The sequence below is a fragment of the Microbacterium sp. CGR1 genome, assembly GCF_051062835.1.
Classification (GTDB): domain Bacteria; phylum Actinomycetota; class Actinomycetes; order Actinomycetales; family Microbacteriaceae; genus Microbacterium.
The window spans coordinates 1,832,261-1,855,112 of the sequence record NZ_JAOTPG010000001.1; the positions used below are offsets into that span (position 1 = coordinate 1,832,261).

The 22,852-nt window shown below is 68.6% G+C and carries 29 protein-coding genes; 11 read left to right on the forward strand and 18 right to left on the reverse strand.

The genetic code is table 11. The annotated features are described in order from the left end of the window. Window positions 1-29 precede the first annotated feature (29 nt). The gene (locus OD997_RS09145) at window positions 30-311 is read left to right on the forward strand and encodes a hypothetical protein (protein ID WP_434331290.1); all 282 of its coding nucleotides are present in this window, start codon (window positions 30-32) and stop codon (window positions 309-311) included. Here the strand turns inward: OD997_RS09145 and OD997_RS09150 are convergent, their stop codons facing one another. Both OD997_RS09150 and OD997_RS09155 read right to left on the reverse strand, forming a co-directional pair. After that, a complete protein-coding gene (locus tag OD997_RS09150; RefSeq protein ID WP_056514600.1) occupies window positions 312-605 on the reverse strand; it encodes a hypothetical protein in 294 nt (97 codons plus the stop codon). 34 nt (window positions 606-639) lie between these two features. After that, window positions 640-957, reverse strand: coding sequence for a carboxymuconolactone decarboxylase family protein (locus OD997_RS09155; protein ID WP_434331291.1), 318 nt, complete (start codon window positions 955-957; stop codon window positions 640-642). A gap of 161 nt (window positions 958-1,118) precedes the next feature. Between OD997_RS09155 and OD997_RS09160 the strand changes: the two genes are divergently transcribed. Both OD997_RS09160 and OD997_RS09165 read left to right on the forward strand, forming a co-directional pair. Continuing rightward, window positions 1,119-1,574: a class I SAM-dependent methyltransferase gene (locus OD997_RS09160; RefSeq protein WP_434331292.1), complete on the forward strand. Its 456-nt coding sequence runs from the start codon at window positions 1,119-1,121 to the stop codon at window positions 1,572-1,574. After that, window positions 1,547-1,873 carry a hypothetical protein gene (locus OD997_RS09165; RefSeq protein WP_434331293.1) on the forward strand — a complete coding sequence of 109 codons (327 nt, stop codon included), beginning with the start codon at window positions 1,547-1,549 and terminating at the stop codon, window positions 1,871-1,873. Before OD997_RS09160 ends, OD997_RS09165 begins: the two co-directional genes overlap by 28 nt. A gap of 30 nt (window positions 1,874-1,903) precedes the next feature. Here OD997_RS09165 and OD997_RS09170 read toward each other — a convergent pair whose 3' ends face one another. Further along, complete coding sequence (locus tag OD997_RS09170; protein ID WP_434331294.1) at window positions 1,904-2,284, reverse strand: thiol-disulfide oxidoreductase DCC family protein; 381 nt, start codon at window positions 2,282-2,284, stop codon at window positions 1,904-1,906. A gap of 87 nt (window positions 2,285-2,371) precedes the next feature. On the opposite strand from OD997_RS09170, the gene OD997_RS09175 reads away from it, so the two are divergent. Both OD997_RS09175 and OD997_RS09180 read left to right on the forward strand, forming a co-directional pair. Beyond that, a complete protein-coding gene (locus OD997_RS09175; RefSeq protein WP_434331295.1) occupies window positions 2,372-2,575 on the forward strand; it encodes a hypothetical protein in 204 nt (67 codons plus the stop codon). A 12-nt stretch (window positions 2,576-2,587) separates the two neighbouring features. Further along, window positions 2,588-3,211 (forward strand): cyclodeaminase/cyclohydrolase family protein, encoded by a 624-nt coding sequence (locus OD997_RS09180; RefSeq protein ID WP_434331296.1) that lies wholly within the window; start codon window positions 2,588-2,590, stop codon window positions 3,209-3,211. 23 nt (window positions 3,212-3,234) lie between these two features. Here the strand turns inward: OD997_RS09180 and OD997_RS09185 are convergent, their stop codons facing one another. The 11 genes from OD997_RS09185 to OD997_RS09235 form a co-directional block, all read right to left on the reverse strand. Next, a complete protein-coding gene (locus OD997_RS09185; RefSeq protein WP_434331297.1) occupies window positions 3,235-3,561 on the reverse strand; it encodes a hypothetical protein in 327 nt (108 codons plus the stop codon). A 297-nt stretch (window positions 3,562-3,858) separates the two neighbouring features. After that, window positions 3,859-4,392 (reverse strand): gluconokinase, encoded by a 534-nt coding sequence (locus OD997_RS09190; protein ID WP_434331298.1) that lies wholly within the window; start codon window positions 4,390-4,392, stop codon window positions 3,859-3,861. Beyond that, window positions 4,389-5,429, reverse strand: a complete 1,041-nt coding sequence (locus OD997_RS09195; RefSeq protein WP_434331299.1) for an L-idonate 5-dehydrogenase — start codon at window positions 5,427-5,429, stop codon at window positions 4,389-4,391. The genes OD997_RS09190 and OD997_RS09195 overlap by 4 nt, the downstream gene beginning before the upstream one ends. Continuing rightward, the gene (locus OD997_RS09200) at window positions 5,429-6,196 is read right to left on the reverse strand and encodes a glucose 1-dehydrogenase (RefSeq protein WP_434331300.1); all 768 of its coding nucleotides are present in this window, start codon (window positions 6,194-6,196) and stop codon (window positions 5,429-5,431) included. The genes OD997_RS09195 and OD997_RS09200 overlap by 1 nt, the downstream gene beginning before the upstream one ends. Window positions 6,197-6,211: 15 nt before the next feature. Further along, window positions 6,212-7,261 (reverse strand): D-2-hydroxyacid dehydrogenase, encoded by a 1,050-nt coding sequence (locus tag OD997_RS09205; RefSeq protein WP_434331301.1) that lies wholly within the window; start codon window positions 7,259-7,261, stop codon window positions 6,212-6,214. Then, window positions 7,258-8,481, reverse strand: coding sequence for an aspartate transaminase (locus OD997_RS09210; RefSeq protein ID WP_434331302.1), 1,224 nt, complete (start codon window positions 8,479-8,481; stop codon window positions 7,258-7,260). The genes OD997_RS09205 and OD997_RS09210 overlap by 4 nt, the downstream gene beginning before the upstream one ends. After that, window positions 8,478-9,164, reverse strand: coding sequence for a 4-carboxy-4-hydroxy-2-oxoadipate aldolase/oxaloacetate decarboxylase (locus tag OD997_RS09215; RefSeq protein WP_434331303.1), 687 nt, complete (start codon window positions 9,162-9,164; stop codon window positions 8,478-8,480). Before OD997_RS09215 ends, OD997_RS09210 begins: the two co-directional genes overlap by 4 nt. A gap of 15 nt (window positions 9,165-9,179) precedes the next feature. Continuing rightward, window positions 9,180-9,950, reverse strand: coding sequence for an SDR family oxidoreductase (locus tag OD997_RS09220; RefSeq protein ID WP_434331304.1), 771 nt, complete (start codon window positions 9,948-9,950; stop codon window positions 9,180-9,182). Next, window positions 9,947-10,945, reverse strand: a complete 999-nt coding sequence (locus tag OD997_RS09225) for a biotin-dependent carboxyltransferase family protein (protein WP_434331305.1) — start codon at window positions 10,943-10,945, stop codon at window positions 9,947-9,949. Before OD997_RS09225 ends, OD997_RS09220 begins: the two co-directional genes overlap by 4 nt. Further along, window positions 10,942-11,652 carry a 5-oxoprolinase subunit B family protein gene (locus tag OD997_RS09230; protein ID WP_434331306.1) on the reverse strand — a complete coding sequence of 237 codons (711 nt, stop codon included), beginning with the start codon at window positions 11,650-11,652 and terminating at the stop codon, window positions 10,942-10,944. The genes OD997_RS09225 and OD997_RS09230 overlap by 4 nt, the downstream gene beginning before the upstream one ends. A gap of 8 nt (window positions 11,653-11,660) precedes the next feature. Beyond that, the gene (locus OD997_RS09235) at window positions 11,661-12,431 is read right to left on the reverse strand and encodes a LamB/YcsF family protein (protein ID WP_434331307.1); all 771 of its coding nucleotides are present in this window, start codon (window positions 12,429-12,431) and stop codon (window positions 11,661-11,663) included. A gap of 227 nt (window positions 12,432-12,658) precedes the next feature. On the opposite strand from OD997_RS09235, the gene OD997_RS09240 reads away from it, so the two are divergent. Further along, window positions 12,659-13,669, forward strand: a complete 1,011-nt coding sequence (locus tag OD997_RS09240; protein WP_434331308.1) for a LacI family DNA-binding transcriptional regulator — start codon at window positions 12,659-12,661, stop codon at window positions 13,667-13,669. Window positions 13,670-13,740: 71 nt separating this feature from the next. Here OD997_RS09240 and OD997_RS09245 read toward each other — a convergent pair whose 3' ends face one another. The 3 genes from OD997_RS09245 to OD997_RS09255 all read right to left on the reverse strand — a co-directional run bounded on the left by OD997_RS09245 (window position 13,741) and on the right by OD997_RS09255 (window position 17,523). Further along, on the reverse strand, window positions 13,741-15,093 hold the full coding sequence (locus OD997_RS09245) for an MFS transporter (RefSeq protein ID WP_434331309.1): 1,353 nt from the start codon (window positions 15,091-15,093) through the stop codon (window positions 13,741-13,743). Window positions 15,094-15,419: 326 nt separating this feature from the next. Next, on the reverse strand, window positions 15,420-16,457 hold the full coding sequence (locus OD997_RS09250) for a methionine synthase (RefSeq protein WP_434331310.1): 1,038 nt from the start codon (window positions 16,455-16,457) through the stop codon (window positions 15,420-15,422). A gap of 37 nt (window positions 16,458-16,494) precedes the next feature. Next, window positions 16,495-17,523, reverse strand: coding sequence for a DUF1852 domain-containing protein (locus tag OD997_RS09255; RefSeq protein WP_434332365.1), 1,029 nt, complete (start codon window positions 17,521-17,523; stop codon window positions 16,495-16,497). Between the two features lie 124 nt (window positions 17,524-17,647). Here OD997_RS09255 and OD997_RS09260 point away from each other — a divergent pair, with 124 nt between their 5' ends. Together OD997_RS09260 and OD997_RS09265 are read left to right on the forward strand one after the other, a co-directional pair. Further along, the gene (locus OD997_RS09260) at window positions 17,648-18,589 is read left to right on the forward strand and encodes a LysR family transcriptional regulator (protein ID WP_056313195.1); all 942 of its coding nucleotides are present in this window, start codon (window positions 17,648-17,650) and stop codon (window positions 18,587-18,589) included. A gap of 108 nt (window positions 18,590-18,697) precedes the next feature. Continuing rightward, on the forward strand, window positions 18,698-19,075 hold the full coding sequence (locus OD997_RS09265) for a sigma factor (RefSeq protein WP_434331311.1): 378 nt from the start codon (window positions 18,698-18,700) through the stop codon (window positions 19,073-19,075). A gap of 18 nt (window positions 19,076-19,093) precedes the next feature. On the opposite strand, the gene aztA is transcribed toward OD997_RS09265, so the two are convergent. After that, window positions 19,094-19,747 (reverse strand): zinc ABC transporter ATP-binding protein AztA, encoded by a 654-nt coding sequence (gene aztA / locus OD997_RS09270; RefSeq protein ID WP_434331312.1) that lies wholly within the window; start codon window positions 19,745-19,747, stop codon window positions 19,094-19,096. Between the two features lie 115 nt (window positions 19,748-19,862). Here aztA and aztB point away from each other — a divergent pair, with 115 nt between their 5' ends. The 3 genes from aztB to aztC are packed head-to-tail and all read left to right on the forward strand — an operon-like array spanning window position 19,863 to window position 22,850. Beyond that, window positions 19,863-20,654 (forward strand): zinc ABC transporter permease AztB, encoded by a 792-nt coding sequence (gene aztB, locus OD997_RS09275; protein ID WP_434332366.1) that lies wholly within the window; start codon window positions 19,863-19,865, stop codon window positions 20,652-20,654. 53 nt (window positions 20,655-20,707) lie between these two features. After that, window positions 20,708-21,931, forward strand: coding sequence for an ABC transporter (locus OD997_RS09280; protein WP_434331313.1), 1,224 nt, complete (start codon window positions 20,708-20,710; stop codon window positions 21,929-21,931). Between the two features lies 1 nt (window position 21,932). Continuing rightward, window positions 21,933-22,850: a zinc ABC transporter substrate-binding protein AztC gene (gene aztC, locus OD997_RS09285; protein WP_434331314.1), complete on the forward strand. Its 918-nt coding sequence runs from the start codon at window positions 21,933-21,935 to the stop codon at window positions 22,848-22,850. The last annotated feature ends 2 nt before the right edge of the window (window positions 22,851-22,852 follow it).

Below are 22,852 nucleotides of genomic sequence, written 5' to 3' on the forward strand. Positions count from 1 at the left end.
AACCACCGCGGGATCCTAGGGTGGTGTGCATGGCAGGACCAGAGACCATGATGCAGACTGAGATCGTGCTCGACGGGGAGAGCTACCTCCTCGCGCAGGTGCAGGATCTCGGCGATCTGAAGCGTCGCATCGAGGAGGCCGTGAAGACCGCCGGCAGGTTCGTCGACTTCGTCGTGGTCGGAAACCGCGAGGTGAGCGTGCTCATCACCCCGCACTCCCGAGTGGCCATCAGCGTGTCGACGGTGCTCTTCGACTCCCGTGACACCGGAGACGTCGACTTCCCGTTCGGCGGGTTCTACGACGGTCTCTGATCAGAGCTGATCGAGCACGAGCTCGCCCCGCGAGTTCAGCTGCTCCATCATCTGCGTCACGCGCTTCGGGTCGATCGTCGCGACCGTCGGCTGATCGAACTCGAGGATCAGCGGGATGCTCGGATGCACCCAGATGGTCAGTCGCCCCGACGGCACCTCGGGCTTCGGCAGCCAGGTCATCATGAAACTCTCGTTGCGGCGCAGCTTCGTCCCGATGACGATCTTGAGGTGCGCCAGAGTCACGTCTTCGATGTCGATCGCGGGGCGCGAGCTGTTGTACTCCAGTGTTCCCATGTGAGAACTGTACGCGGGGTCGGTGAGCTTGCCCTCACTCCTCGATGTTCGCGAGCACCGACACGGCACTCATCGCCGCGGGCCAGCCGGCGTAGAACGCGAGGTGCGTCGCCACCTCGGCGAGCTCCTCGCGGCTGATGCCGTTGGCGATCGCCTTGTTCATGTGCGACACCAGCTGAGCATCCCGCCCGAGGGCGATCAGCGTCGCCACCGTGATCAGGCTCCGCTCCCGCGGCGAGAGCTCCGGACGCTCCCAGACATCGGCGAAGAGCACGTCGTCGGTGAGGTCGGCGAGCTTCGGGGCGAGGTCGCGCACGAGCTGGGGTGCGACACGGGGGTTGTCTCCGGTCATGGTGTCCTTCTTCCTCCTTCAGCGTCGCGGCACCGGCAGGTCGCCGCATCCGTCCCTTCGACGCTAGGCGCGACGGCCGGAACGAGGGAGGCCCTGACGGTACCTCGTTCGCGGGATGCCGCAGACAGAATCCGACGGTTCCGCGATGACAGAATCGAGGGATGACTGATTCGTTCGACGCTCTGATCGAGGCAGGTTCGGCCGCAGACGTCTCGGGCTGGGACTTCGCCTGGCTCGATGGGCGAGCGACCGAGGAGCGACCGCCGTGGGGCTATGCGCGCCTGCTGGGCGAGCGCCTGGGCGCAGCATCCGCCTCCCTCGACATCCAGACCGGCGGCGGCGAGGTGCTCTCCGAAGCCGCATCGTTCCCGCTTGTCGCGGTCGCGACCGAGTCCTGGCCTCCGAACATCGCGCACGCCACCCGGCTGCTGCATCCCCGAGGCGTGGTCGTCGTCGCCGATCAGGACGAGCCGCCGCTGCCGTTCGCCGACGCCGCCTTCGATCTCGTCACGAGCCGCCACCCCGCCACGATCTGGTGGGACGAGATCGCACGGGTGCTCCGCCCGGCGGCACCTATCTCGCGCAGCACGTGGGCCCTGGGAGCGCCTTCGAGCTGATCGAGTTCTTCCTCGGGCCGCAGCCGGAGGCCCGCCGCGGCCGACACCACGATGACGAGGTCCTCGCGGCCGGGGCTGCAGGACTCGAGGTCGTCGACCTCCGCACCGCGACGCTCCGGATAGAGATCCACGACGTCGCCGCCGTGGTCTATCTGCTCCGCAAGGTGATCTGGTGGGTTCCCGGTTTCACGGTCGAGACGCATCTCGACCGGCTCCGTGAACTGCACGAGCTCGTCCAGGCGGAGGGTCCGTTCATCGCCCACTCGACCAGGCACCTGATCGACGCGCGTCGGCGCTGAGCCGACCTCAGTCCGGCGAGAGCTGCCTGATCAGCCCGTCGCGCGCGGCATCGCACACGCCGCCGTGCCGCCGGGAAGGCGATGCCGGAAGCGGGCGATCAACGAATAGCCGAGCGATGCCGCCCACGAGAACGGCGGCGTCACGAGCAGATGGCCGAGGAAGCGCAGGATCCCCTGCGGCTGCAGCTGCAGCAGGACGGCGAACGCCGCGTGGCCACGGAATCGTCGCCCGCCGGCCAGCAGCCAGACGTAATGGGTCACGTCGTCATGGCTGAGCGCGAGCTCGTCCAGGTCGAGCCACTGCCACGGCTGCGCGTCCGGAAATCTGTCGAGTGGTTTCTCGAGTCGCCGCACCCACGTCGTGCAGAAGGCACAGTCGCCGTCGAAGACGAGCAGCGGTTCGGTGGGCATGGGTCCGACACTACGCTCCCCGAACCACAGGACTCCCACGATCTCAACCCCCTGTTCCCGCGCGCGGGCATGTCGGAGTCTGTGGGCATGAGCCACCCCGACGACATCAAGCAGCCCCTCGACCATCTGCCACCGCTCGATGAGCGCGACAAGGCCATCGACATCGACGAGCCGAGCTATCCGACCTCCGAGGCACCGAGCAGCCCCGCGCACGCATCACCCGAGACGGCTGCAGAGCCCGACAAGCCGAACCGCCACGGCGTCGACAAGCTTCCCCCGACCTCGCGCTGAGTGATCGGCGATATGGGGCGGCCCATCGACATCCCGACATCGATCCCGCTGGACGACTGGCTCGCGAAGCTCGGTCAGTCCACCGGAGCGCCGGGAGGCGGTGCGGCGTCCGGCGTGATGCTCGGCATCGCGGCCTCCCTGTTGAGCATGGTCGCTGCGTACACGCCCGATGATCCGCGCGCAGCGGAGTGCGGGCGCCGAGTGGTCAGACTGCGCGACGAGGCGCTTCAGGGTGCGGAGAGCGACGGAATCCTCTCCGCCGAATTCGGCGCCGCTCTCGCTCTTCCCGCCGACGACCCGGATCGCGACGCGCGGGTGCGCGCTGCAGCCGTGCGCGCGGCCGAGTCGGCGGCGCGACTCGGATCATCCGGAATGGCTCTGCTGAGCGAGCTGCGCGTGCTCCGCGAGATCGGGAACCGGAGCCTCTCGGCGGATCTCGCCGTGGCGGCAGGTGCGCTCGGCGCGGGTCTCTCGGGGTCCTCCGTCAATCTGCGTGCGAACCTCCGGACCGCACAGGCGCATCACGCATCGGCCGGAGCGCTGGCCGAGCTGCGCGTCGACGCCGCGCAGCTGGCTGAGGCACAGCAGAACGCCGCGCGGATCGCGGAAGAGCTCTCGGCGGAGTTCGACGACTGATTCTCCGCCGGCGTCGTACGGGTCTAGTCGACCTCGTACTCCGGACGCTCGGGGGCGTCGAGGGGCGGTCCCGAGGGCGATTCGACGCCGCGGGTGAGCGCCTGCAGCCGACGGACAAGCTCGGCGTCCTCGAGCTCCGGCCCGCTGTCGCTGAGCGCCTTCGCCACGATCTGGCTGGCCGGGCCGATCAGGAACTTCGCCGCCACGACCGTCCCGTCGTGCTCCCGCACCGGTATCTCCACGATCTCCGCACGCTCCTCATCGCCCAGCGCGCGCCCGTAGGCCAACAGCGCGTCCGCGATGTCGTCACCGGTCACGAATTCGTCGCCGCCATACAGGATCGATTGCATAGCGCCGTTCTATGCCACCTCGGCCGGATACCCGCGCCCCTTGCCCGCCCGACCGGTGAATGCTAGCGGCACCGCCCCTCGCCGCGCAGACGAGAAAAGAGTACGCCCACCCGAAGGCATCCGCCATGGGATGCCGTGGCGGGCCGATCGCGCGTATCGTCACGACCTGAGAGCCGGCGCCGTAGGCGTCATGGGGATCGCCCCCGGAGTGGCTCCGGTCGAGGGACTCTGTGCCGACGGTTGCGAAACGCCCGTCGAGAGGGAGTCCCTCCACTGTGGGTGGCGAAGGGAGCGCGGTCAGCGTCGCTGCAGCGCGGCGAGCGAGCGAACCTCCTGCTCGGCGGCGGCGATGATCGCTCCGATGCTCTGCGACGCGTCCACCGAGCATCCGTTCTCGTCTGCTCCCAGCGGTTCGAGGGTCGCCAGCTGAGAATCGAGCAGGGCGAGCGGCATGAAGTGCTCCGACCGCACGACCATCCTCTTGGCGATCACCTGCTTCGACGCCTCGAGGTGCACGAAGAGGACTGCAGGTGCGTGCTGACGCAGGACATCCCGATAGGCGACCTTCAGTGCGGAGCAGGCGATGACCATGCCCGCAGCACCGTGCGCGGCCAGCTCCTCGCCGACGGCTGCCAGCCAGGGGGCGCGGTCCTCATCGGTGAGCGGGACCCCTCCCGACATCTTGGCGACGTTCGAGGCGGGATGCAGGTCGTCGGCGTCGCGGAAAGGAACGCGGAGTCGATCGGCGAGGGCGAGACCCACGGTGGACTTGCCGCATCCCGAGACCCCCATCACGACGATCAACGGCGCGGACATCACGGCGGCGGTCATCGTCCTCGACCGAACTTCAGCAGTACCTTGCTGGACTGCATCGGATCGGCGGCGATGGCGAACGCGGTCTCGGCGGACTTCCATGACTCCACGTGGCTGATCACAGGAGCGATCTTCAATCGCCCTGCGGCGAGCGCTTCGATGACCTCGTCGATCTCGTCGTTGAACCGGAAGGAGCCGAGCAGGTCGAGCTCCTTCGCGATCGCCAGCGCGATCTGCACGGGCTGGGGCCCGCTCGGGAGGAGTCCCACCATCGCCACGACCCCGCCCCGGGTGACTGCGCGGATCGCGGTGTCGAGCCCTCGGTGGCTGCCGGACGACTCGACGACGACGTCTGCGTCGATCGCGGCGATGTCCGCATCGTCCGGCTGTTGCAGGATGCTGTCCGCGCCGAGTTCCTGCGCGATGCGGAGCGGACGGTCGTGCAGATCGACCGCGGTGATGTGTCGCGCGCCGCGGGCCTTGAGCACCGCGATCGTCAGGAGTCCGATCGGCCCGCAGCCCACGACGAGGGCTGTGAGATCGGTGACGTCACCGATCCGGTTGACGGCATGCCACGCGACACTCGCGGGTTCGATCAGCGCCGCCTGCTGCAGATCGATGGTGTCGGGCAGTGCGCGCAGCATCCGCGTGGGCATCGCCACCCGGTGGGCGAACGCCCCATCGCGATGAGGGAATCGAGCGGCCGATCCGAGATAGCCACCACCGGCGATGTTCGGTCGATCGGCAGGGTGGCGTACGTATTCCGTCGCCGGGGTGGCAGGGTGCACCGCGACCTTGGTGCCCTCCCACGGACCGCTGCCGTCGGCAGCGGCACGACGGACGACACCGACGACCTCGTGACCGAGTACCATCGGGGCCCGCAGGATCGATTCACCGGCGGCGCCGTGCTGCCAATAGTGCAGGTCGGAGCCGCAGATCCCGCCGTAGACGATGTCGATGACCGCCTCGTCCGGAGCCGGGACGGGCTCGGGGATCTCATCGATCCGCAGGTCGCCGACGTCATGGATCACGACAGCGTGCAGTGCGTTCGCCATCAGACCACCGCCGTCATTCCGCCGTCGACGAAGACGACCTGTCCGGACACGAACCGCGACGCGTCTGAGGACAGCCAGACCACGGCTCCGCCGATGTCCTCAGGCTCACCCCAACGACCGATGGGCGTCCGCCCGAGGACCCAGGAGTTGAACGCCGGGTCGTCGACGAGGGCTTGAGTGAGCTCGGTGCGGATGTATCCGGGGGCGACACCGTTCACGCGCACGCCGCTTCCCGCCCACTCGGCGGTCATGGCCTTGGTGAGGTTGCGAAGCCCGCCCTTGGCCGCCGTGTACGCCCCGATCGTCGGACGCGCGAGGTCGGTCTGCACGGAGCAGATGTTCACGATGACGCCGCTCCCCCGCTCCACCATGGACCGCGCCGCGGTGCGACCCACCAGGAAGGCACTCGTCAGGTCGGTGCGGATGACACGGTCCCAGTTCTCGAGGCTGACGTCGAGCATCGGCTCCCGGTGCTGCATACCGGCGTTGTTCACGAGGACGTCGATCTGCCCCTCGGCCTCGACCGTGCGGATGCCGGTGACCACCGACTCCTCTTCGGTGATGTCGAACGCGGCCGCCGAGACGGCATCCGCACCGAACTCCTGCGCGAACGACGCGGCCGCCGCCTCGGCGCCAGCGACGTCGCGACCGTGCACGACGACGTGTGCGCCGGCATCGAGCAGGGATCGCGCGATCGCGCGACCGATGCCGCGGCTGGAGCCGGTGACGAGGGCGCGCCTGCCGGTGAGGTCGAACGGGTTGGTCATGATCTCTCCGATGGGTCAGTAGAACTCGACGGTGTCGACGACGTTGCGAAGCGCCGCTCCGTCGAGGAACCGGGTGGCGTTGTCGGCGAACAGTTCAGCGATGCGGCGGTCCTCCCGAGCGTCGAGGGCCGCGGTGTGCGGGCTCACCAGCACGCGAGGATGCGACCAGAGCGGGCTTTCGGTCGGAAGCGGCTCCACCTCGAACACGTCGAGGGCGGCGAATCCGACGACCCCCGACTCCAGGGCGTCGAGCAGCGCCACCTCATCGACGACCGTCCCTCGACCGACGTTGACGAGGGTCACGCCCGGGCGCAGCGCGTCGAAGAAGTCGCGTCCGACGACGTGGTGCGTCGCATCCGTACCGGGAAGGGTGGTCACGACGGCGTCCACCTCGGGCAGTATCGAGGCGACGTCATCGGGGTGCACGGTGCGCGAGACACCAGGCGCGGATGCACCGCTGCGCGACGTGCCGATGACGGTCGCGCCGAGGGCCGACAGCTTCGCGGCCACCGATGACCCGATGCCGCCGAGGCCGAGAACGAGCACGGTCTGCTCCGACACCTGCGACATCAGCCAGCGACCGCTCCACTCCCGGTCACGCTGCTGCTGCACGAGGCGGGGAAGATGCTTCGCACCCGCGAAGACGCCGAACACCGCGAACTCGGCGAGCGCGTCGCCGTGCACGCCAGCCGACGTCGTGAAGACGACTCGGTCGAGCTCTGCCTCGGTGAGCTGGGCTGCACGCACCTGGCCGCCGCCCCCGGCCGCCATCGTGTGCAGCCAGCGGAGCGAGGGATTCGCCCGCACGGTGCGCGCGAGGGCCCCCGGGTCGACGTCCGGGATGCCGTACAGCGCGTCGGCCGAGTCGACGAGCTGCTCGTACGCAGTCTGCTGCGCGGGCGTGCGCCGGAACGACGGGTCGCCCGAGAAATCGGCCGGGTGCCGCATCGGCGGCAGCAGAGTCTGATCGACGACGAGATCGATGCGCGGTTCTCTCGTGGTGAGCAGCTCGCACAGCTCGGGTGCGAGAGGTGCGGCGACGACCACCCGCAGACGTGCACTCATCGCAGCGCCTCCACGGCAGCGGCGATCTCGACGACGGCGGCGTCGATCGTCTCCAGATCGGTGGCGAACGAGATCCGGAAGAAGGGCGAGCGACCGTAGGCCGACCCCTGGATCACGGCGACGCCCGCGTGATCGAGCAGATACAGCGTCACATCCTGGTCGTCCTCCAGCACCGTGCCGTCGCCCGTGGTGCGGCCGATCAGGCCTGCGCAGTCGACGTAGAGGTAGAAGGCTCCGTCCGGGATGAGCGGCGTCAGTCCATCGATGCCCTGGAGACCTGCGACGGCCGCATCACGGCGCGCGCGGTACACCGGCACGGACTCGGAGATGAAGTCCTGCGGGCCCTCCAGCGCCGCGGCCGCGGCAGCCTGGCTGATGGACGAGGGGCACGACGACGTCTGCGACTGCAGCGTGTTGATCGCACCGACGAGGGCGGGGTCGCCGACCGCATAGCCCAGGCGCCAGCCGGTCATGGCGTACGACTTAGACACTCCGGAGACGACCAGCACCCGGTGACGCAGGTCGGGCGCGACGGCCGCGAGGCTCGGAGCGGGAGCACCGGTGAACGAGATCTCGCTGTAGATCTCGTCCGACAGCACCGAGACGTGCGGGTGGCGACGCAGCACGTCGGCGAGGGCTGAGAGCTCTTCCTCCGTGTGGATCGCGCCGCTCGGGTTGCCGGGGCTGTTCAGGATGAGCCACGTCGTGCGGTCCGTGATCGCGGACTCCAGCTCGGCCGCGCTGATCTTGTACCCGTTGTGCGCGGAGGTCTCGACGATGACGGGGGTGCCCTCATTCGCACGCACCATGTCGGGGTACGACACCCAGTAGGGCGCCGGGATGAGGACGTCATCACCGGCATCCACGGTAGCCATCAGGGCGAGGAAGATGACCTGCTTGCCGCCGCCGCCCACGGTGATCTCGGCATCGGAGTACTCGATCCCGTGCGTGCGCAGCAGCGAGCTGCGGATCGCCTGACGGAGACGCGGCGTGCCGTTCACCGGCGTGTACTTCGTCTCACCCGCCTCGATCGCCGCGATCGCCGCCTGCTTGATGTGAACAGGAGTGTCGAAGTCCGGCTCGCCGACGGTCAGGTCCAGGATGCGACGTCCCTGCGACTTCAGCTCCCGCACCCGCGCCGCCGCCGCCGTGCTCGGCGACGGCTTGATGCGACCGAGGCGCTCCGCCGCGCGGAACGATGACACGATCACGTCGGTCATGACGGGTCCTCGATGTCGGACGTGAGCCCCTTCGCCTTCAGCACCTCGGTGAGGTTGCACAGCTCGATCGTGGTGCCCCCTGCCCAGTACTTCGTGATGAGCTCGGCCTCGTGGGCATCGCGTGCGGCCGACAGCTCAGCGGCCTCCCGGGCCTCCTCCCGTCGGACGACGACGACGCCGTCGGCATCTCCCTTGACGATGTCGCCCGGGTGGATGATCTCGCCCGCGAAGACGACCGGCTGATTGAGGGCGCCGAGGGTCTCCTTCACCGTGCCCTTGATCGACACGCTCCCCGAGAAGACCGGGAGTCCGAGTTCGCGCAGTTCCTGCGTGTCGCGCACTCCGGCGTCGGTCACGAGAGCCGCGATGCCCTTCGCCTTGCAGGCGTTGCCGAGCACATCGCCGAACATGCCCGCCTCGGCGAACTCGCCCGCCGACACGATGAGCACGTCTCCGGGCTGCGCGTAGTGGATGGCGACCTGGAGCATGAGGTTGTCCCGCGGAGCGCACACGACCGTGAAGGCCGAGCCGACGAACGACGTGTCGCGGTCGATGGGCTTGATGTTCGAGTTCAGGGCGCCGCGGCGGCCCTGCGCCTCGTGGATGGTCGCCGCGGTGAACTCGCCGAGGCGGGCGATGTCGGCGGCGTCGGCGCGCTCGATGCGGGTGGTGACGTGAACCATGGTGGTGTGGTGTCCTTACTCTGCAGTCTGGAGTGCGGCGTCGCGGCGGTCGAAGGTGAGACCGCCCGGCACCTGGAAGGTGGGCATCAGCTCGACGAGTCCGATGTTGACGTGCGACGGCGCGTCGACCGCGAACTCGATAGCCGAGACCACGTCGTCGACGGTCAGCGACTCGAAGCCCTCGTAGTACGTCGCCCAGGCCTCGGCATCCGTCTCGGGGGTCCCGCCGAGGTTGCGGGAGAAGATCTCGGTCTCGATACGGCCGGGGCTGAGCTCGGTGACGCGCACCCGCTTGCCCAGTGCGTCGTTGCGCAACTGACGCGAGAGCTGATGAACGGCGGCCTTGGTCGCGTGATAAGCGGTGTGGCCGAAAAAGTTGTAGTGCCCGGCGATCGACGAGATGTTCAGCACATGGCCGCGATCCCGCTCCACCATGCCGGGATAGAGCAGGCGCAGGATCTGCATCACCGCGGTGAGGTTCACCTCGACCAGGTCGTCCAGATCCTCGGCGGAGGAGCTCAGCAGGTTGCCCGCGCGGCTGACACCGGCGCTGTTCAGCACGATGTCGGCCTGCACCCCCTCGAGCGCCCGGGCGAGGGCATCCGTGTCCCGGACATCCAGCGCGTGCACGATGACCCCCTTCTCCGCGAGCTCGGCGAGACGCTTCTCGTCGCGAGCGATCGCGTGAACGGTGAGCCCCTTCGAGAGGAACAGGTCGATCGCTCCTCGGCCGACGCCGCTGGTGGCGCCGGTGACGACGGCGACTCGGTAGTCGGAGAAAGTCATAGCAGGGTCCTTCCGGTGGTTGACAGGGAGAGCGCGTCGAGAGCCGCGAACACGGATCCGACGCGAAGACGAAGAGCGTCGAGAGAGACGAGGTCGGCGCGAGCGCGAGCAGCGGCCTCCGCCGACGAGACACGGCGGAAGCGCAGCCGCTGACCGGGACGCACCTGGGCGAGCACGTCGAGCGAGCCCGAGGTCACGACGGCGAGCACGGGATAGCCCGCGGTGACACCCCGGCCCCGATGCAGGACGAGCAGCTCATCGCCGGGCGGCACCTCGACCGCACCCACGGGCACTCCCCGGGAGAGCACCTCGCCGCGGCTGACGCGTTCGGGCAGGGGCCCTGTCATCCGCAGTCCGATGTGGTTGCTCGTCGGGGTGACGAGGTACGGCTGCTCGAAGAGGCGATCCGCGGTTCCCGCGAAGTCGGCGATGTCGGGGCCGTCCGTGACGTCGACGACGAACCCCGTGGGGATCCGCGGCACGTCGAGGCTGTAGAGCTCGGCGCTGAAGTGGTCGTTGAAGACACCCGAGGTCGCCTGACGCAGAGCGAGTGACGCACCGGGCGCGAGACGGCCGCCGAAACCGAGGACCGAGTCCGGTGCGCAGCTGCCCAGCAGCTGGGGGACGTCGAAGGATCCGCGTACAGCGAGGTAGGCACGAAGCCCGCCCTGCAGCTGCCGCAGCGCGACCGCCTCCCCCGCACGAACCGACACCGGCTGGCCGCTGGGCCGCCCGACTCCGTCGATCGTGAGATGCCCGTCGGCGCCGGTGACCGCGATCAGGATGTCGATATCGGCGACGAACTCGAGGTCGAGCGCCGTGATCTCGAGCAGCGCCGCGTTCTCGGGATTGCCGACGAGGATGTTCGCGATCCGCGCCGATCGCTGGTCGAGGGCGCCGTTCACCGGAACGCCGTAGCGCGGGCCGCGTCGGCGGCCGAGATCGGTGACCTGTGTGGAGCCGGCCTCGACGATGGTCAGGATGCCGGCGCTCATCGCGACTCCATCCGCGTTCCGAGCAGCGACTCGTACTCGTCACGGCCGATGGGCGAGAACCGGATGAGGTCGCCCGGCTCGTAGGGCACGAACGGCTCGGAATCGAGGTCGAGGACCGTCAGGGGCGTGCGTCCGATCAGCGGCCATCCGCCGGGGGCTGCGGCCGGAGTGATCGTCGCCTGGCGCCCGGCGACCGAGACGACCCCCTGCGGGACATGCGCGCGGGGACTGGCGAGACGCGGCACCGGGTTCGGGAAGGGAGGGCCGTCGAGCATCGGCGACCCACCGGGGGCGCCGAGACACCGCACGACGTAGGTGGGCTCGCTGTGCAGCCGCACGAGCTCTTCCACGCTGAGACTCTGCGCCGCTGCGACCGTCAGCAGGTCGAGCTCTCCGTCGAGGTCGTACAGCACCGGCACGTCGAACATGCGCGGGGTGTCGGTGAGCGGACGATCGTGGTCGAGTCCGTCGATCACATGCGCGAGGTAGTCGCCGAGCCTGTCGAGCGAGACCTCGGCCGGATCTATCTCGATCAGTGCGGCGTCGTACGTGGGGATCACGCACTCCACTCCGGGCACGTGCGCCGCGTCGACGAAGCGCGCGAGGTGGTGGACGAGACGCCACCCCGCCTCACGGTCGGCCAGGACGCTGACCACTCGCAGGGCGGTGTTGCCGCTGGGCGAGATGACGACGGATGCCTCTGACATGTCGGCCCTCACTCCAGCCAGTCAGCGAGGGGGGCGATCTCGACGCCGGCCGATTCGAGGCCTTCGCGGATCTCGCGAGCGAGCTCGACGGCGCCGGCGGTGTCGCCGTGCACGAGCACCGTGTCGCACGCGACCGGGATCAGCACGCCGTTGCGGCTCTCGATCACCCCGTCGACGACCATCCGCACCGTACGGCGCCGGATCTCCTCGCCGTCGTGGATCACGGCACCGGGCTCGCTGCGAGGCACCAGAGTGCCGTCGTCCTCATATGCCCGATCGGCGATGCCGACGATGCCGACGCGGAGCCCGGCCGCCCGCGCGGCATCCGCCAGTTCTCCGTCCTGCGCGAGGATGATGAGCTCGGGGTCGAGCCGACGGGCGGCCGTGGCGACGGCATCAGCGTAGTCCTCGCGGACCGCGACGAGGTTGCCGAGCCGACCGTGCGGAGCGATGTGCGTCACCTTCGTGCCGTGGAAGGCCGCGATCGCCTGCAGTGCACCCAACTGGTAGAGGACGTCGGTGCGCACCTCGTCGGCCGTCAGCGCCATCTCTCGCCGCCCGAAGCCCTGCAGGTCGGGGAAAGAGGGATGCGCGCCGATTCCGACGCCGCGCCGGACGCAGGCGCGCACGGTCTCGTCCATGATCTGGGAGTCGCCCGCGTGGAAGCCGCAGGCGATGTTGGCCGACGTGAGGATGTCGAGGAGCGCCGCGTCATCACCCATCCGCCACGGCCCGAAGCCCTCGCCGAGATCTGCGACCAGATCGATCCTGCGTGTCATCGCCAGCTCCTCTCCTCATCGATTGCGCTGTCGGGACCAGGCTAGGACGGACGACATCTCAGGCATTCGGATCATGCCGCTTTCGTGCCGGATGGTCGCAAGAACTCCCGACTTATTCAGGGACTTCGCGATCTGTTTGGCAATTTCCTTGCCGCACACGCTGTCGCATCCGAGGCGATCCCGATAGCATCGACGACATCGCCACGCCATCCCGACGGAGGAATCCCATGGTCGTCCCCGCCCGCCGCGTCCAGCGTCGCGTCACTCTCACCGAGATCGCCGAAGCCCTCGGAGTGGCCCCGTCGACGGTGTCGCGTGCGCTCTCGAATCCGAACCGCGTGAGTCCGGCGATGTACGAGCGCATCACCAGCAAGGCCCAGGAGATGGGATACACCTCGGCGCTTCTTCCCGCCGCCGAGAACCGTCTCGCCCGCGGGACGATCGCCCTCGTGCTGCCGAACCTCACCAACCCCTTCAACCTCGACGTCACCCGCGGAGCGCAGGCGCAGATCCGCGCCGCGAGCTACCTGCACCTGCTCGTCAGCACCGAGGAGTCACTGCCCATGGAGGAGCAATGGCTGCGCGAGATGGCGCGCACAGTCGACGGGATCGTCGTGTCCTCCCCCCGCATCGACGATGAAACGCTGCGCGCCATCTCGCAGATCGCGCCGACCGTGATGATCAACCGGGCAGCTCCCGGCCTCTCCGGCGTCGTGATCGACACCCCGGCGGGCCTCGCGCAGGCCGTGCACTACCTGAACTCGCTCGGCCACACACGCATCGCCTATGTGCGCGGGCCCCACGGCTCCTGGACCGACCAGACGCGATTCGACGCGATCACCGCCGCGGCGACCGAGCGGGACGTCGATCTCGTCACGGTCGGCCGGTACCAGCCGACTCTCGCGAACGGAGCGGCCGCGGCGGACGCGGTCGTGCTCACCCGCGCGACCGCCTGCATCTTCTTCAACGACGTGCTGGCCATCGGTGCGCTGGATCGCTTCCGCCAGCTGGGCGTGTCGATCCCCGGCGACCTCAGCGTGGTCGGCTGCGATGACATCTTCGGCTCGTCGTTCTCGCATCCGCCGCTCACCACGGTCACCTCCCCCGGCGAAAGCGCCGGCCGAGCTGCGGTCGACATGCTGATCGGACGATTCTCGACGCGCGACCGCTCCGACCGGATCGACCACATCTCGGCGCACCTGACCGTGCGCTCCTCGACCGGCCCCCTGAAGAGCTGACACCGACTTCGACGTCACGAAGAAGGACCCCGGATGCCGACAGCATCCGGGGTCCTCTTCCGCGATTCCGGCTACGGGATCAGGATGGATGCCGTGACGGCATCCTTCTCCTTCTGCGTCTGCTGCACATCGTCGACCTCGTCCAGTGTGTACCGTCGGGTCTCGGTGGCGGTCAGCGCCGCGATCACCGCGATGAGCATCAGACCGATGCCGAGGAACGCCGGTCCGATCCAGTTCTGCAGCTCCTCACCGGCGAGCGCCGTCGAGGCGACGGGACCGATGGCTCCGGCGATCGCAAACCCGATCTGGGTGCCGACCGCGAGGCCGGACACTCGGACGCGGTTCGGGAACATCTCGGCGAAGAACGCCGGCCAGGCCGCGTTCGCGGTCGAGTAGAAGAAGCCGTTGCAGAGGATGCCGAGCGTGAAGATCAGCGGCCAGTTGCCCTGAGTGATCGCCCACAGGTACGGGACGGTCGTGAGCCCGGCTCCCACCGCGCCGATGATGAAGACCGCCTTGCGGCCGATGAGGTCCGAGACGTATCCCGCGACAGGCGTGTAGAGCAGCGCGAGCAGGCTCGCGAGCACGGGAACCCAGAGCATCGTCGCCTTGTCGAGTCCGTATCCGGTGGTCGCGAACGCGACGGAGAACGTGGCGAACAGATAGCTGACCCCGGCGATCATCGCGCAGGCGGCGACGCGGATGATCGCGACCCAGTGGAACCGCGTGACCTGCTTGATCGGAGCGAGCTGCACCTTGATCGCCTGGGTCTCGACGAAGGACGGCGGCTCCTCGAGGTTGCGACGGATCAGATACGCCACCACGACCACGACGGCGGAGAGCCAGAACGGGATGCGCCAGGCCCAGCCGAGCAGGTCCTCCTGGGGCAGCGCCGCGAAGGGGATGAAGACGGCGGTCGCCAGCAGCCCACCCGAGGCGGAGCCGCTCGTCACGAAGCTCGTCGTGAACCCGCGACGATTGTCCGGCGCATGCTCGAGGCTCATCGAGATCGCACTCGCCTGCTCACCCGACACCGACAGCCCCTGAATGATGCGGATGACCACCAGGAGGATCGGCGCGAGGATGCCGATCTGCTCGAATGTCGGCAGGCAGCCGATGATGAACGTGCAGATGCCGATGCCGAAGAGCGTCAGCATCATCACGAATTTACGGCCGAAGCGATCGCCGAGCGGGCCGAGGATGAAGGCGCCCAGCGGACGCACGACGTATCCCACGGCGAGCGTCGCCATGCTGAGCAGCACGCGGACGCCTTCAGGGAGCTCCGGCGGGAAGAACAGCTGGTTGAGCACGAGCGCTGCGGCCGTGCCGTACACGGCGAAGTCGTAGTACTCCAGAGTCGTACCGACCCAGGACGCGATCGCCGCCTTCGCGGGCGTCTTCTTGGGTACAGAAGTGGTCGTCATGTCGCCTCCATTGGCGGTTCCTCAGCGGGCGGGCGATCGGGATATTCGCCGGTTTCCGCTGTGCGGTACCGCTGGTCGGGTTCTCGTGGGCGGCGGTCTCGCTCGCTTGCTCGAACTGTAAGGAGGGACGCGATGGGCGAGCAAGCAATGTGCCACACAATTGCCAGAAAAGATCGCTACATTCCCGCGTTTCCAGGGGACACCGTGGGGGCTATGCGGTGATGTGCCACGAACTTTGCCATCATGTTCGAGACGGGCGCGGGGAGTCCAGCAGCGGCTGCCGGCTTCCCGCGCCGGCCCCGTCCACTCGGCCTGCGCGCTGCGGTTCAGGCCGTGGCGCCGGCGAGCTGGTCGCGGAGGAGCGCGGCGCCCGCGCTGAGCGCGCGCAGCTTGCCGCGCGCGACCTCACGGGAGAGCGGCGCCAAGCCGCAGTTCGTGCTCGGGATCAGCTTGTCCGCGTCGACGAAGCGGAGGGCATTCCGGAGGGTGTCGGCGACCTCCTCCGGAGTCTCGATCGTGTCGCTCGCGACGTCGATGGCTCCGAGCATCACCTTCTTGCCCCGGATGAGCTCGATGAGATCCAGCGGGACGTGCGAGTGGTGACTCTCCAGCGAGATGGTGTCGATGCTCGACTGCTGCAGCAACGGGAAGGAGGTCTCGTACTGGCGCCATTCCGCGCCGAGGGTCGCCTTCCAGTCGGTGTTCGCCTTGATCCCGTAGCCGTAGCAGATGTGCACCACGGTCTCGGCGCGCAGCCCCTCGGCTGCCCGCTCCAGCACCGCGATGCCCCAGTCCTTCACGTCATCGAAGAAGACGTTGAACGCCGGCTCGTCGAACTGGATGATGTCGACCCCCGCCGCCTCGAGCTCCCGCGCCTCCTGGTTCAGGATCGTCGCGAACTCCCAGGCCAGCTTCTCGCGGCTCTTGTAGTGACGGTCGTACAGGGTGTCGATCATCGTCATCGGCCCGGGCAGGGCCCACTTGATCGGCTGGTCGGTCTGCTGGCGGAGGAACTTGGCGTCCTCGACGAACACGGGCTTCTCGCGGCTCACCGCGCCCACGACCGTCGGCACGCTCGCGTCGTACCGGTCGCGGATCCGGACGGTCTCCCGCTGGTCGAAATCGACGCCGGAAAGATGCTCGATGAAGGTCGTGACGAAGTGCTGGCGGCTCTGCTCACCGTCGCTGATGATGTCGAGGCCTGCTTGGCGCTGCTCCTCGACGGTGATGCGCAGCGCATCCTGCACACCCTCGACCAGGGCAGGGCCCTCCAGCTTCCAGGGCGACCAGAGGGTCTCGGGCTGGGCGAGCCAGGAGGGCTTCGGCAGACTGCCGACGATCGACGTGGGAAGAAGCGTGGTCATGGTGTGGAGTTCTCCGTCGGTCGGGCGAGAAAGATGGTCAGGCTACGGGTGCGAGGTCGTCGGCAGGCACACGGTCGTCGGCGGTGGCGCCGTACGCGGCGGCCCACTGCTCGAGAAGGTCGCCGTGCGGCTGCATGAGGTGCTCGTCCGTGAACTTGCCCTGCTCGGTCGCGAGCCGGCTGCGTTCTTCGCGGTCGTAGGCGATCTTCGTCACGGAGTAGTCCTGCACCTCGAGGCTCGGCTGATAGACCTTCGCTGCCGCCGAGTTGGCGTTGTAGATCTCCGGTCGGTAGATCTTCTGGAACGTCTCCATCGTGCTGATCGTGCCGATGAGCTGGAGGTTGGTGTAGTCGCTCAGCAGATCGCCGCGGAAGTAGAAGGCCAGCGGCGCGACGCTGCCGCGCGGCATGAAGTACCGCACCGAGAGACCCATCTTGGCGAAGTACGCGTCGGTCAACGACGGATCCTTCTGCTCGTACTCGACGCCGAGGATCGGGTGGTAATTCTCGGTGCGACGGTACGTCTTGCTCGTCGAGACGCTGATGCAGATCACCGGCGACACCGTGAAGCGCTCCCGGTAGGCCTCGGAGTCCAGGAAGTGCTGGAAGAGCTTGCCGTGCAGGTCGCCGAAGTCGGCGGGCACGGTGAACCGGCCAGCGGCCTCTGCGGCAGCCGGCAGCCGCACGCTGAAGTCGAAGTCACGGACATAGGAGGAGAAGTTGTTCCCGACGATCCCGTGGGTGCGCTTTCCGGTGAGACGGTCGACGATCTGGATGTCCAGGACCTCGAGCAGCGGGAACTCCCGGTCCTCTCCCTCTGCCGCGAACTGCACCGCGACCGAGACGATCTCGAGCTCGAGGGTGTAGCGATCCCCGTTCGGGTTGTCCCAGCCCGCAAGATCGTTGAACCGACGATCGATCATGGTCAGGGCGTTGCGCAGGTTCTCCTGGCGATGCTCCCCCCGCGCCAGGTTGGCGAAGTTCGTGGTGATGCGCGAGTCGGCGGACGGTGAGTAGTCCTCGTCGAAGCGGGTCGTCGTGATGCGGAACGTGAATTCGTGGGCCATGAGATGCCAATCGGTGAGCTGATCGGCCGGGCTCGGCCTCGCGAAAGGGGATGCCTCCATGGTGCGCCGAGAGCATCTCCATCGGGTAATGCTCCACGACTATGCGATGGCATAGCCTGTGGCTATGGCCAAACGATCGAGCGGGATCACCCTGCAGCAGCTCACCTACTACATCGAGGTCGCCGCGGAAGGATCGATCAGCGCCGCCGCCGACCTGCTCTACGTCGCGCAGCCCACCATGTCCGCGGCGATGAAGGACCTCGAGAGCCGGGTGGGGCGCGTTCTGCTCCTCCGCTCCGCCCGCGGTGTGACGCTCACCACCGACGGCGTGGAGTTCCTCGGGTACGCGAGGCAGGTCGTCGAGCAGGTCGCGCTCCTCGAACAGCGCTACCTCGGGCGCCCGCCGTCACGGCGCCTGCTCGGGGTGTCGACGCAGCACTACTCGTTCGCGGTCGACGCACTGGTGCGGATGGTGAAGGCGACATCGGCCGCCGAGTACGAGTTCTCGCTGCGGGAGACGCGCACGTGGGACATCATCGAAGACGTCCGCACCCTCCGCAGCGAGCTGGGGATCCTGTACCGCAACGACTTCAACCGCAACGTCATCGACAAGCTGCTCCGGGACTCCGGGCTCGCCTTCCGCCCGCTCTTCGTCGCCGAACCGCACATCTTCATCTCGCGCAAGAACCCTCTGGCATCCCGCGATCGCGTGACCCTCGACGACCTCGCCGAGGTGCCGCGACTCACCTTCGACCAGGGCGCGAACAACTCGTTCTATTTCGCCGAGGAGATCCTCTCCACGCTCTCGAGCCCGCAGGAGATCCGGGTCTCCGACCGCGCGACCATCTTCAACCTCATGATCGGACTCGACGGCTACACCATCTCGACAGGCATCATCAGCGACGATCTCGACCCCGAGATCGTCGCCATCCCGCTCGACGTCGACGAGCGCATCGAGATCGGATGGATCGGCCACTCGGCGATCCCGCTGACCGAGCAGGCGCAGCGCTACCTCGCGGAACTCCGGACGGTCGTCTCGGGCTTCGGCGTGACGCTGCTCGGCTGACCTCGCGGCACGACGGAACCCATGCCGACGAGCATCCGGCGCTAGCACCTCGCCGGTCCCGCGCGCAAGAGCCATCGCTGTTCTCCGCTCGCATGCCACCATCAGCACATGAGCATTCACCACGATCCTCCTCGCCTCGGCGGGGATGCGTCGTGGGGTGCCGAGGCCGATCTGATGACGCACATCGCCGGCGGCAGCCAGACGGCTTTCGCCCAGCTGTACGACCTCACGTGCACTCGCGTCTTCGGCCTCATCCTCAGCGTGATCGATGCCAAGGCGGCTGCGGAGGAGATACTCCAGGACACCTACGTGCACGCCTGGTCGCACGCGCGGGAGTTCACCGCGTTTCAAGGCAGCCCCTGCGAGTGGATCTCGGAGATCGCCCGACGGCGCGCGGACGAGCGGATCCACTCCATCGCGGACGCGACAGCGCCCAGCCCCCGCGACGGGGACTTCGACGCTCCGCTCGGACTCCTGTCCGCGTGACCGCGTAGTCCGACGCGCCTAGGGCGCCTCGCGCACGCGCCCGTCGAGCAGCGGGATCGTGCAGTCCGCATCGCCGATGACGGCGGGGTCGTGCGAGACGCATACGACCGCGACCCCGCGCGCCGACTCCTCGCGCAGCACCGCGCGGATCCGACGGGCACTCGATGCGTCGAGGCCGGTCGTCGGCTCGTCGAGCAGCAGAAGGTCGGCATCGCGAGCCAACCCCTGCGCCAGCAGTGCCCGCTGCTGCTGGCCACCGGAGAGCGAGGAGAACGGCTCGCGTGCCAGCGCCCGGATCTCGAGGCGCTCCATCGATCTCTCGACGAGTTCCCGCGAGACGGCATCCGCGCGGCGCCACAGCCCGAGTCGACCCCACGCGCCGACTCGGACGACATCTCTCACCGACACGGGAAGGCCGTCCGGGATGGCCGCCCGCTGCGGCACGAACGCCACGGCACCACGCACGGCGCGGATGCCGGCGGACATCGGCCGCGTGCCCCCGAGCACCTCGAGGAGAGTCGACTTGCCGGCCCCGTTCGGCCCGGTGATGACGGTGACGGTACCGACCGCGATCGAGACGTCGACGCCCGCGAGCGCGGTGCGGTCTCCGAACGAGACGGTGACGCCGGCGAGATCGGCGAGGGGACGCGGGGCGAGGGGGAGGTCGAGCACCACTTCATCTTATGAGTTTGATAATCATTCTCAAAAAGCTCTAGGCTCACTGAACGTGGCCCCTCATCGCACCGGCATCCTCGACCCCTTCGCCCTCGACTTCCTGCAGCGCGGGATGCTCGGCGGCGCACTCGTCGCGGTCCTCTGCGCCGTCGTCGGCACCTGGGTGGTCATCCGCGGCATGGCGTTCCTCGGCGAGGCACTGGCACACGGGATGCTCCCCGGTGTCGCCCTCGCCACCGTGCTCTCGCTGCCGGTGCTGGTCGGCGGCGCACTCAGCGCCATCGCGATGAGCCTCGGCATCGGCGCTCTGCAGCGCCGCGCCCGGCTGTCGTACGACACGAGCATCGGCCTGCTGTTCGTCTCGATGCTGGCCCTCGGCGTCATCATCATCTCCCACTCCGGCAGCTTCGCCACCGACGCGACAGCGATCCTCTTCGGCGACATCCTCGCGATCAGCGAGACCGACCTCGTCCTGCTCGCCGCCGCGGCGATCATCGGGCTGCTCACCGCGGCCCTTCTCCATCGCTCGTTCGTGGCTCTGGCGCTCGATGCACGGATCGCCTCCGTGCTGGGACTCCGCCCGCAGATCGCCCAGGCCGCACTCGTCGGACTCGTGACCCTCGCGGTCGTCGCCTCCTACCAGGCCGTCGGATCGATGCTCGTCGTCGGCCTGCTGCTCGCACCGGCCGTCGCCGCAGGGCAGTGGACCACCCGCATCCCGACCCGCATGATGCTCGCGGCGATCTTCGGCGTCGCCGCGGTCTTCCTCGGCCTGCTCGCGTCGTGGTACGCGGCGACGGCCGCGGGGGCGTCGGTCGCTGCATCCGCCATCCTGCTCGCCTGCCTCTCGTGGGGCGCCCGCGCAGCCACCGACTCTCTCGGGGCACGGGCGCGACGCGCGTGAACCCACCGTCGCAACGACGCGACCCCGCACGACACACGACACGAAAGGACCCCGTGCGCTCTCGCATCACCCTCTTCGCCCTCACCGGCGCGCTCACCGTCTCTCTGGCCGCCTGCGGCACAGGCCCCGTCGATCAGCCCTCGAGCGACTCCTCCGATGACGGACACGGCGTCGTCGCCGGCGCGGAAGAGGTCGCGGAGCCGCAGCTCGGGTTGACGTCGATCGACGCCGACGGCGCCGTGAGCCACCTGGACCTCCTCGATGAGAGCGTCACGGACATCGGCGAGATCTCTGCACCGAGCGCTCTGACGACCGACGGCCGCTACCTGTTCGCCCAGACCGACGACGGCATCGAGATCGTCGACAGCGGGGTGTGGACCTGGGACCACGTCGATCACTTCCACTACTACCGAGCGGATCCGGCCGTGCTCGGCTCGGTGCCCGGCGAGGGCACGGCGGCGATCGCGACCACCAACCTCTCGACAACCGGCGGCACCGGCATCTCGTTCGCAGACTCGGGTGACGCCGTGCTGCTCGACACGCAGGCGCTGTCGAAGGGCGAGATCAGCGAGCTGCTCCGCATCGAACGCGAGCCGCACGAGGGGCTCGTCGTGCCGGTCGGCTCGTTCGCCCTCGTCACCGAGGCCTCCGACGGCGTGGGCACGAGCGTGCGCGGGTACACGGCCGGCGGCGAGGAGACCGGCCTCGACGAGCCGTGCGTCACTCCGGCCGGCACCATCACCACGCGCGTGGGGGCGGTCATCGGATGCCAGGACGGCGCCCTGCTCGCCCACGTCGACGGCGACGAACTGCAGGTGGAGCGCATTCCCTACCCCGCCGGGACGACGGCCCCCGCCGCCGCGTCGTTCGACAATCGCGAGGGACGCCCCACCGTCGCGGGCCTGGCCGGATCCGACGGGATCTGGATGCTCGACACCCGCGCGAGGTCGTGGACCCTGCTCCCCTCCCCCACACCGCTCGTACAGGTGACGGCGGTCGACGACGAAGACGGGCATGTGCTCGCACTCGCTCAGGACGGTCGAGTGCTCGTGCTCGACGGCGACGACGGATCGGTGCTCGCCGAGACAGCGCCGCTCGTCGCCGAATCCCTGTCTTCCGGCACGGCGCCGACGCTCATCGCCGATCAGCACCGCGCCTACCTGAGCGCGCCGACCGAGCGCCGCCTCTACGAGATCGACTACGCGGATGCCGCACGCATCGCCCGCACGTTCGAGACCGCCACCGAACCGGCGTTCGTCGCCGAGACAGGACGCTGACATGCGCGCCCCCCGGACCCTCGCGGCCTTCGCCGCCACCGCCCTCGCCGTGATCGGCCTCGCTGCCTGCTCGACGACCGACGACACTCGTCCGACCATCGTCGTCTCGACGAACATCCTCGGCGACGTCGTCGGAGAACTGGTCGGAGAGCAGGCGCAGGTCGTCACGCTCATGAAACCCAACGCCGACCCGCACTCGTTCGAGATCTCTGCCCAGGAGGCCGCGACCCTGCGCGGCGCCGACCTGCTGGTGTCGAACGGCCTCGGCCTCGAAGAGGGACTGCAGCAGCACCTCGACTCGGCTGCCGCCGACGACGTCCCGACATTCGTGGCCGGGGACGCGATCGACGTCCTCGACTACAGCGACGGCGATGCCGCGGGGATGCCGGACTCGCACTTCTGGACCGACCCCGAGCGCATGATCGACGTGGTCGACGCCATCGAGCCCGTGCTCGCCGAGATCGACGGCATCGATGCGGGTGCGCTCGAGGCGACCGTCGAGGACTACCGCGCGGAGCTCCTGACGCTGGATGCCGAGATGACCGAGGCCTTCGCGACGATTCCCGACGAGCGCCGAGCCCTGGTCACCAACCACCATGTCTTCGGCTATCTCGCAGAGCGCTTCGACTTCGACATCGTCGGGGCCGTGATCCCCGGTGGCACGACGCTCGCCGCCCCCTCGGCATCCGATCTGGCCGATCTCGTCGACGCGATCGAGGAGACAGGGGTACCCGCGATCTTCGCCGAGTCGTCGTCACCCGACCGCCTGGTCCAGGCGCTCGCGAGCGAGGCGAACGTGCAGGTCGAGGTCATCGAGCTGTTCACCGAATCGCTCACCGGGCCTGATGAGGGCGCCCCCGACTACCTGACCATGATGCGCATCAACACCGAGCGCATCACCACCGGTCTCACCCCCTGAGA

Coding starts and splice junctions, on each gene's coding strand:
- OD997_RS09230 (WP_434331306.1), bottom strand. CDS start 11,652: ATGTCAGAGGCATCCGTCGTCATCTCGCCCAGCGGCAACACCGCCCTG.
- OD997_RS09155 (WP_434331291.1), bottom strand. CDS start 957: ATGACCGGAGACAACCCCCGTGTCGCACCCCAGCTCGTGCGCGACCTC.
- OD997_RS09245 (WP_434331309.1), bottom strand. CDS start 15,093: ATGACGACCACTTCTGTACCCAAGAAGACGCCCGCGAAGGCGGCGATC.
- OD997_RS09145 (WP_434331290.1), top strand. CDS start 30: ATGGCAGGACCAGAGACCATGATGCAGACTGAGATCGTGCTCGACGGG.
- OD997_RS09225 (WP_434331305.1), bottom strand. CDS start 10,945: ATGAGCGCCGGCATCCTGACCATCGTCGAGGCCGGCTCCACACAGGTC.
- OD997_RS09255 (WP_434332365.1), bottom strand. CDS start 17,523: ATGGCCCACGAATTCACGTTCCGCATCACGACGACCCGCTTCGACGAG.
- OD997_RS09235 (WP_434331307.1), bottom strand. CDS start 12,431: ATGACACGCAGGATCGATCTGGTCGCAGATCTCGGCGAGGGCTTCGGG.
- OD997_RS09200 (WP_434331300.1), bottom strand. CDS start 6,196: ATGACCAACCCGTTCGACCTCACCGGCAGGCGCGCCCTCGTCACCGGC.
- OD997_RS09190 (WP_434331298.1), bottom strand. CDS start 4,392: ATGACCGCCGCCGTGATGTCCGCGCCGTTGATCGTCGTGATGGGGGTC.
- OD997_RS09185 (WP_434331297.1), bottom strand. CDS start 3,561: ATGCAATCGATCCTGTATGGCGGCGACGAATTCGTGACCGGTGACGAC.
- OD997_RS09150 (WP_056514600.1), bottom strand. CDS start 605: ATGGGAACACTGGAGTACAACAGCTCGCGCCCCGCGATCGACATCGAA.
- OD997_RS09260 (WP_056313195.1), top strand. CDS start 17,648: ATGGCCAAACGATCGAGCGGGATCACCCTGCAGCAGCTCACCTACTAC.
- OD997_RS09175 (WP_434331295.1), top strand. CDS start 2,372: ATGAGCCACCCCGACGACATCAAGCAGCCCCTCGACCATCTGCCACCG.
- OD997_RS09220 (WP_434331304.1), bottom strand. CDS start 9,950: ATGACTTTCTCCGACTACCGAGTCGCCGTCGTCACCGGCGCCACCAGC.
- OD997_RS09205 (WP_434331301.1), bottom strand. CDS start 7,261: ATGAGTGCACGTCTGCGGGTGGTCGTCGCCGCACCTCTCGCACCCGAG.
- OD997_RS09215 (WP_434331303.1), bottom strand. CDS start 9,164: ATGGTTCACGTCACCACCCGCATCGAGCGCGCCGACGCCGCCGACATC.
- OD997_RS09210 (WP_434331302.1), bottom strand. CDS start 8,481: ATGACCGACGTGATCGTGTCATCGTTCCGCGCGGCGGAGCGCCTCGGT.
- OD997_RS09180 (WP_434331296.1), top strand. CDS start 2,588: ATGGGGCGGCCCATCGACATCCCGACATCGATCCCGCTGGACGACTGG.
- OD997_RS09195 (WP_434331299.1), bottom strand. CDS start 5,429: ATGGCGAACGCACTGCACGCTGTCGTGATCCATGACGTCGGCGACCTG.
- OD997_RS09250 (WP_434331310.1), bottom strand. CDS start 16,457: ATGACCACGCTTCTTCCCACGTCGATCGTCGGCAGTCTGCCGAAGCCC.
- aztC (WP_434331314.1), top strand. CDS start 21,933: ATGCGCGCCCCCCGGACCCTCGCGGCCTTCGCCGCCACCGCCCTCGCC.
- OD997_RS09265 (WP_434331311.1), top strand. CDS start 18,698: ATGAGCATTCACCACGATCCTCCTCGCCTCGGCGGGGATGCGTCGTGG.
- aztB (WP_434332366.1), top strand. CDS start 19,863: ATGCTCGGCGGCGCACTCGTCGCGGTCCTCTGCGCCGTCGTCGGCACC.
- OD997_RS09160 (WP_434331292.1), top strand. CDS start 1,119: ATGACTGATTCGTTCGACGCTCTGATCGAGGCAGGTTCGGCCGCAGAC.
- OD997_RS09170 (WP_434331294.1), bottom strand. CDS start 2,284: ATGCCCACCGAACCGCTGCTCGTCTTCGACGGCGACTGTGCCTTCTGC.
- OD997_RS09240 (WP_434331308.1), top strand. CDS start 12,659: ATGGTCGTCCCCGCCCGCCGCGTCCAGCGTCGCGTCACTCTCACCGAG.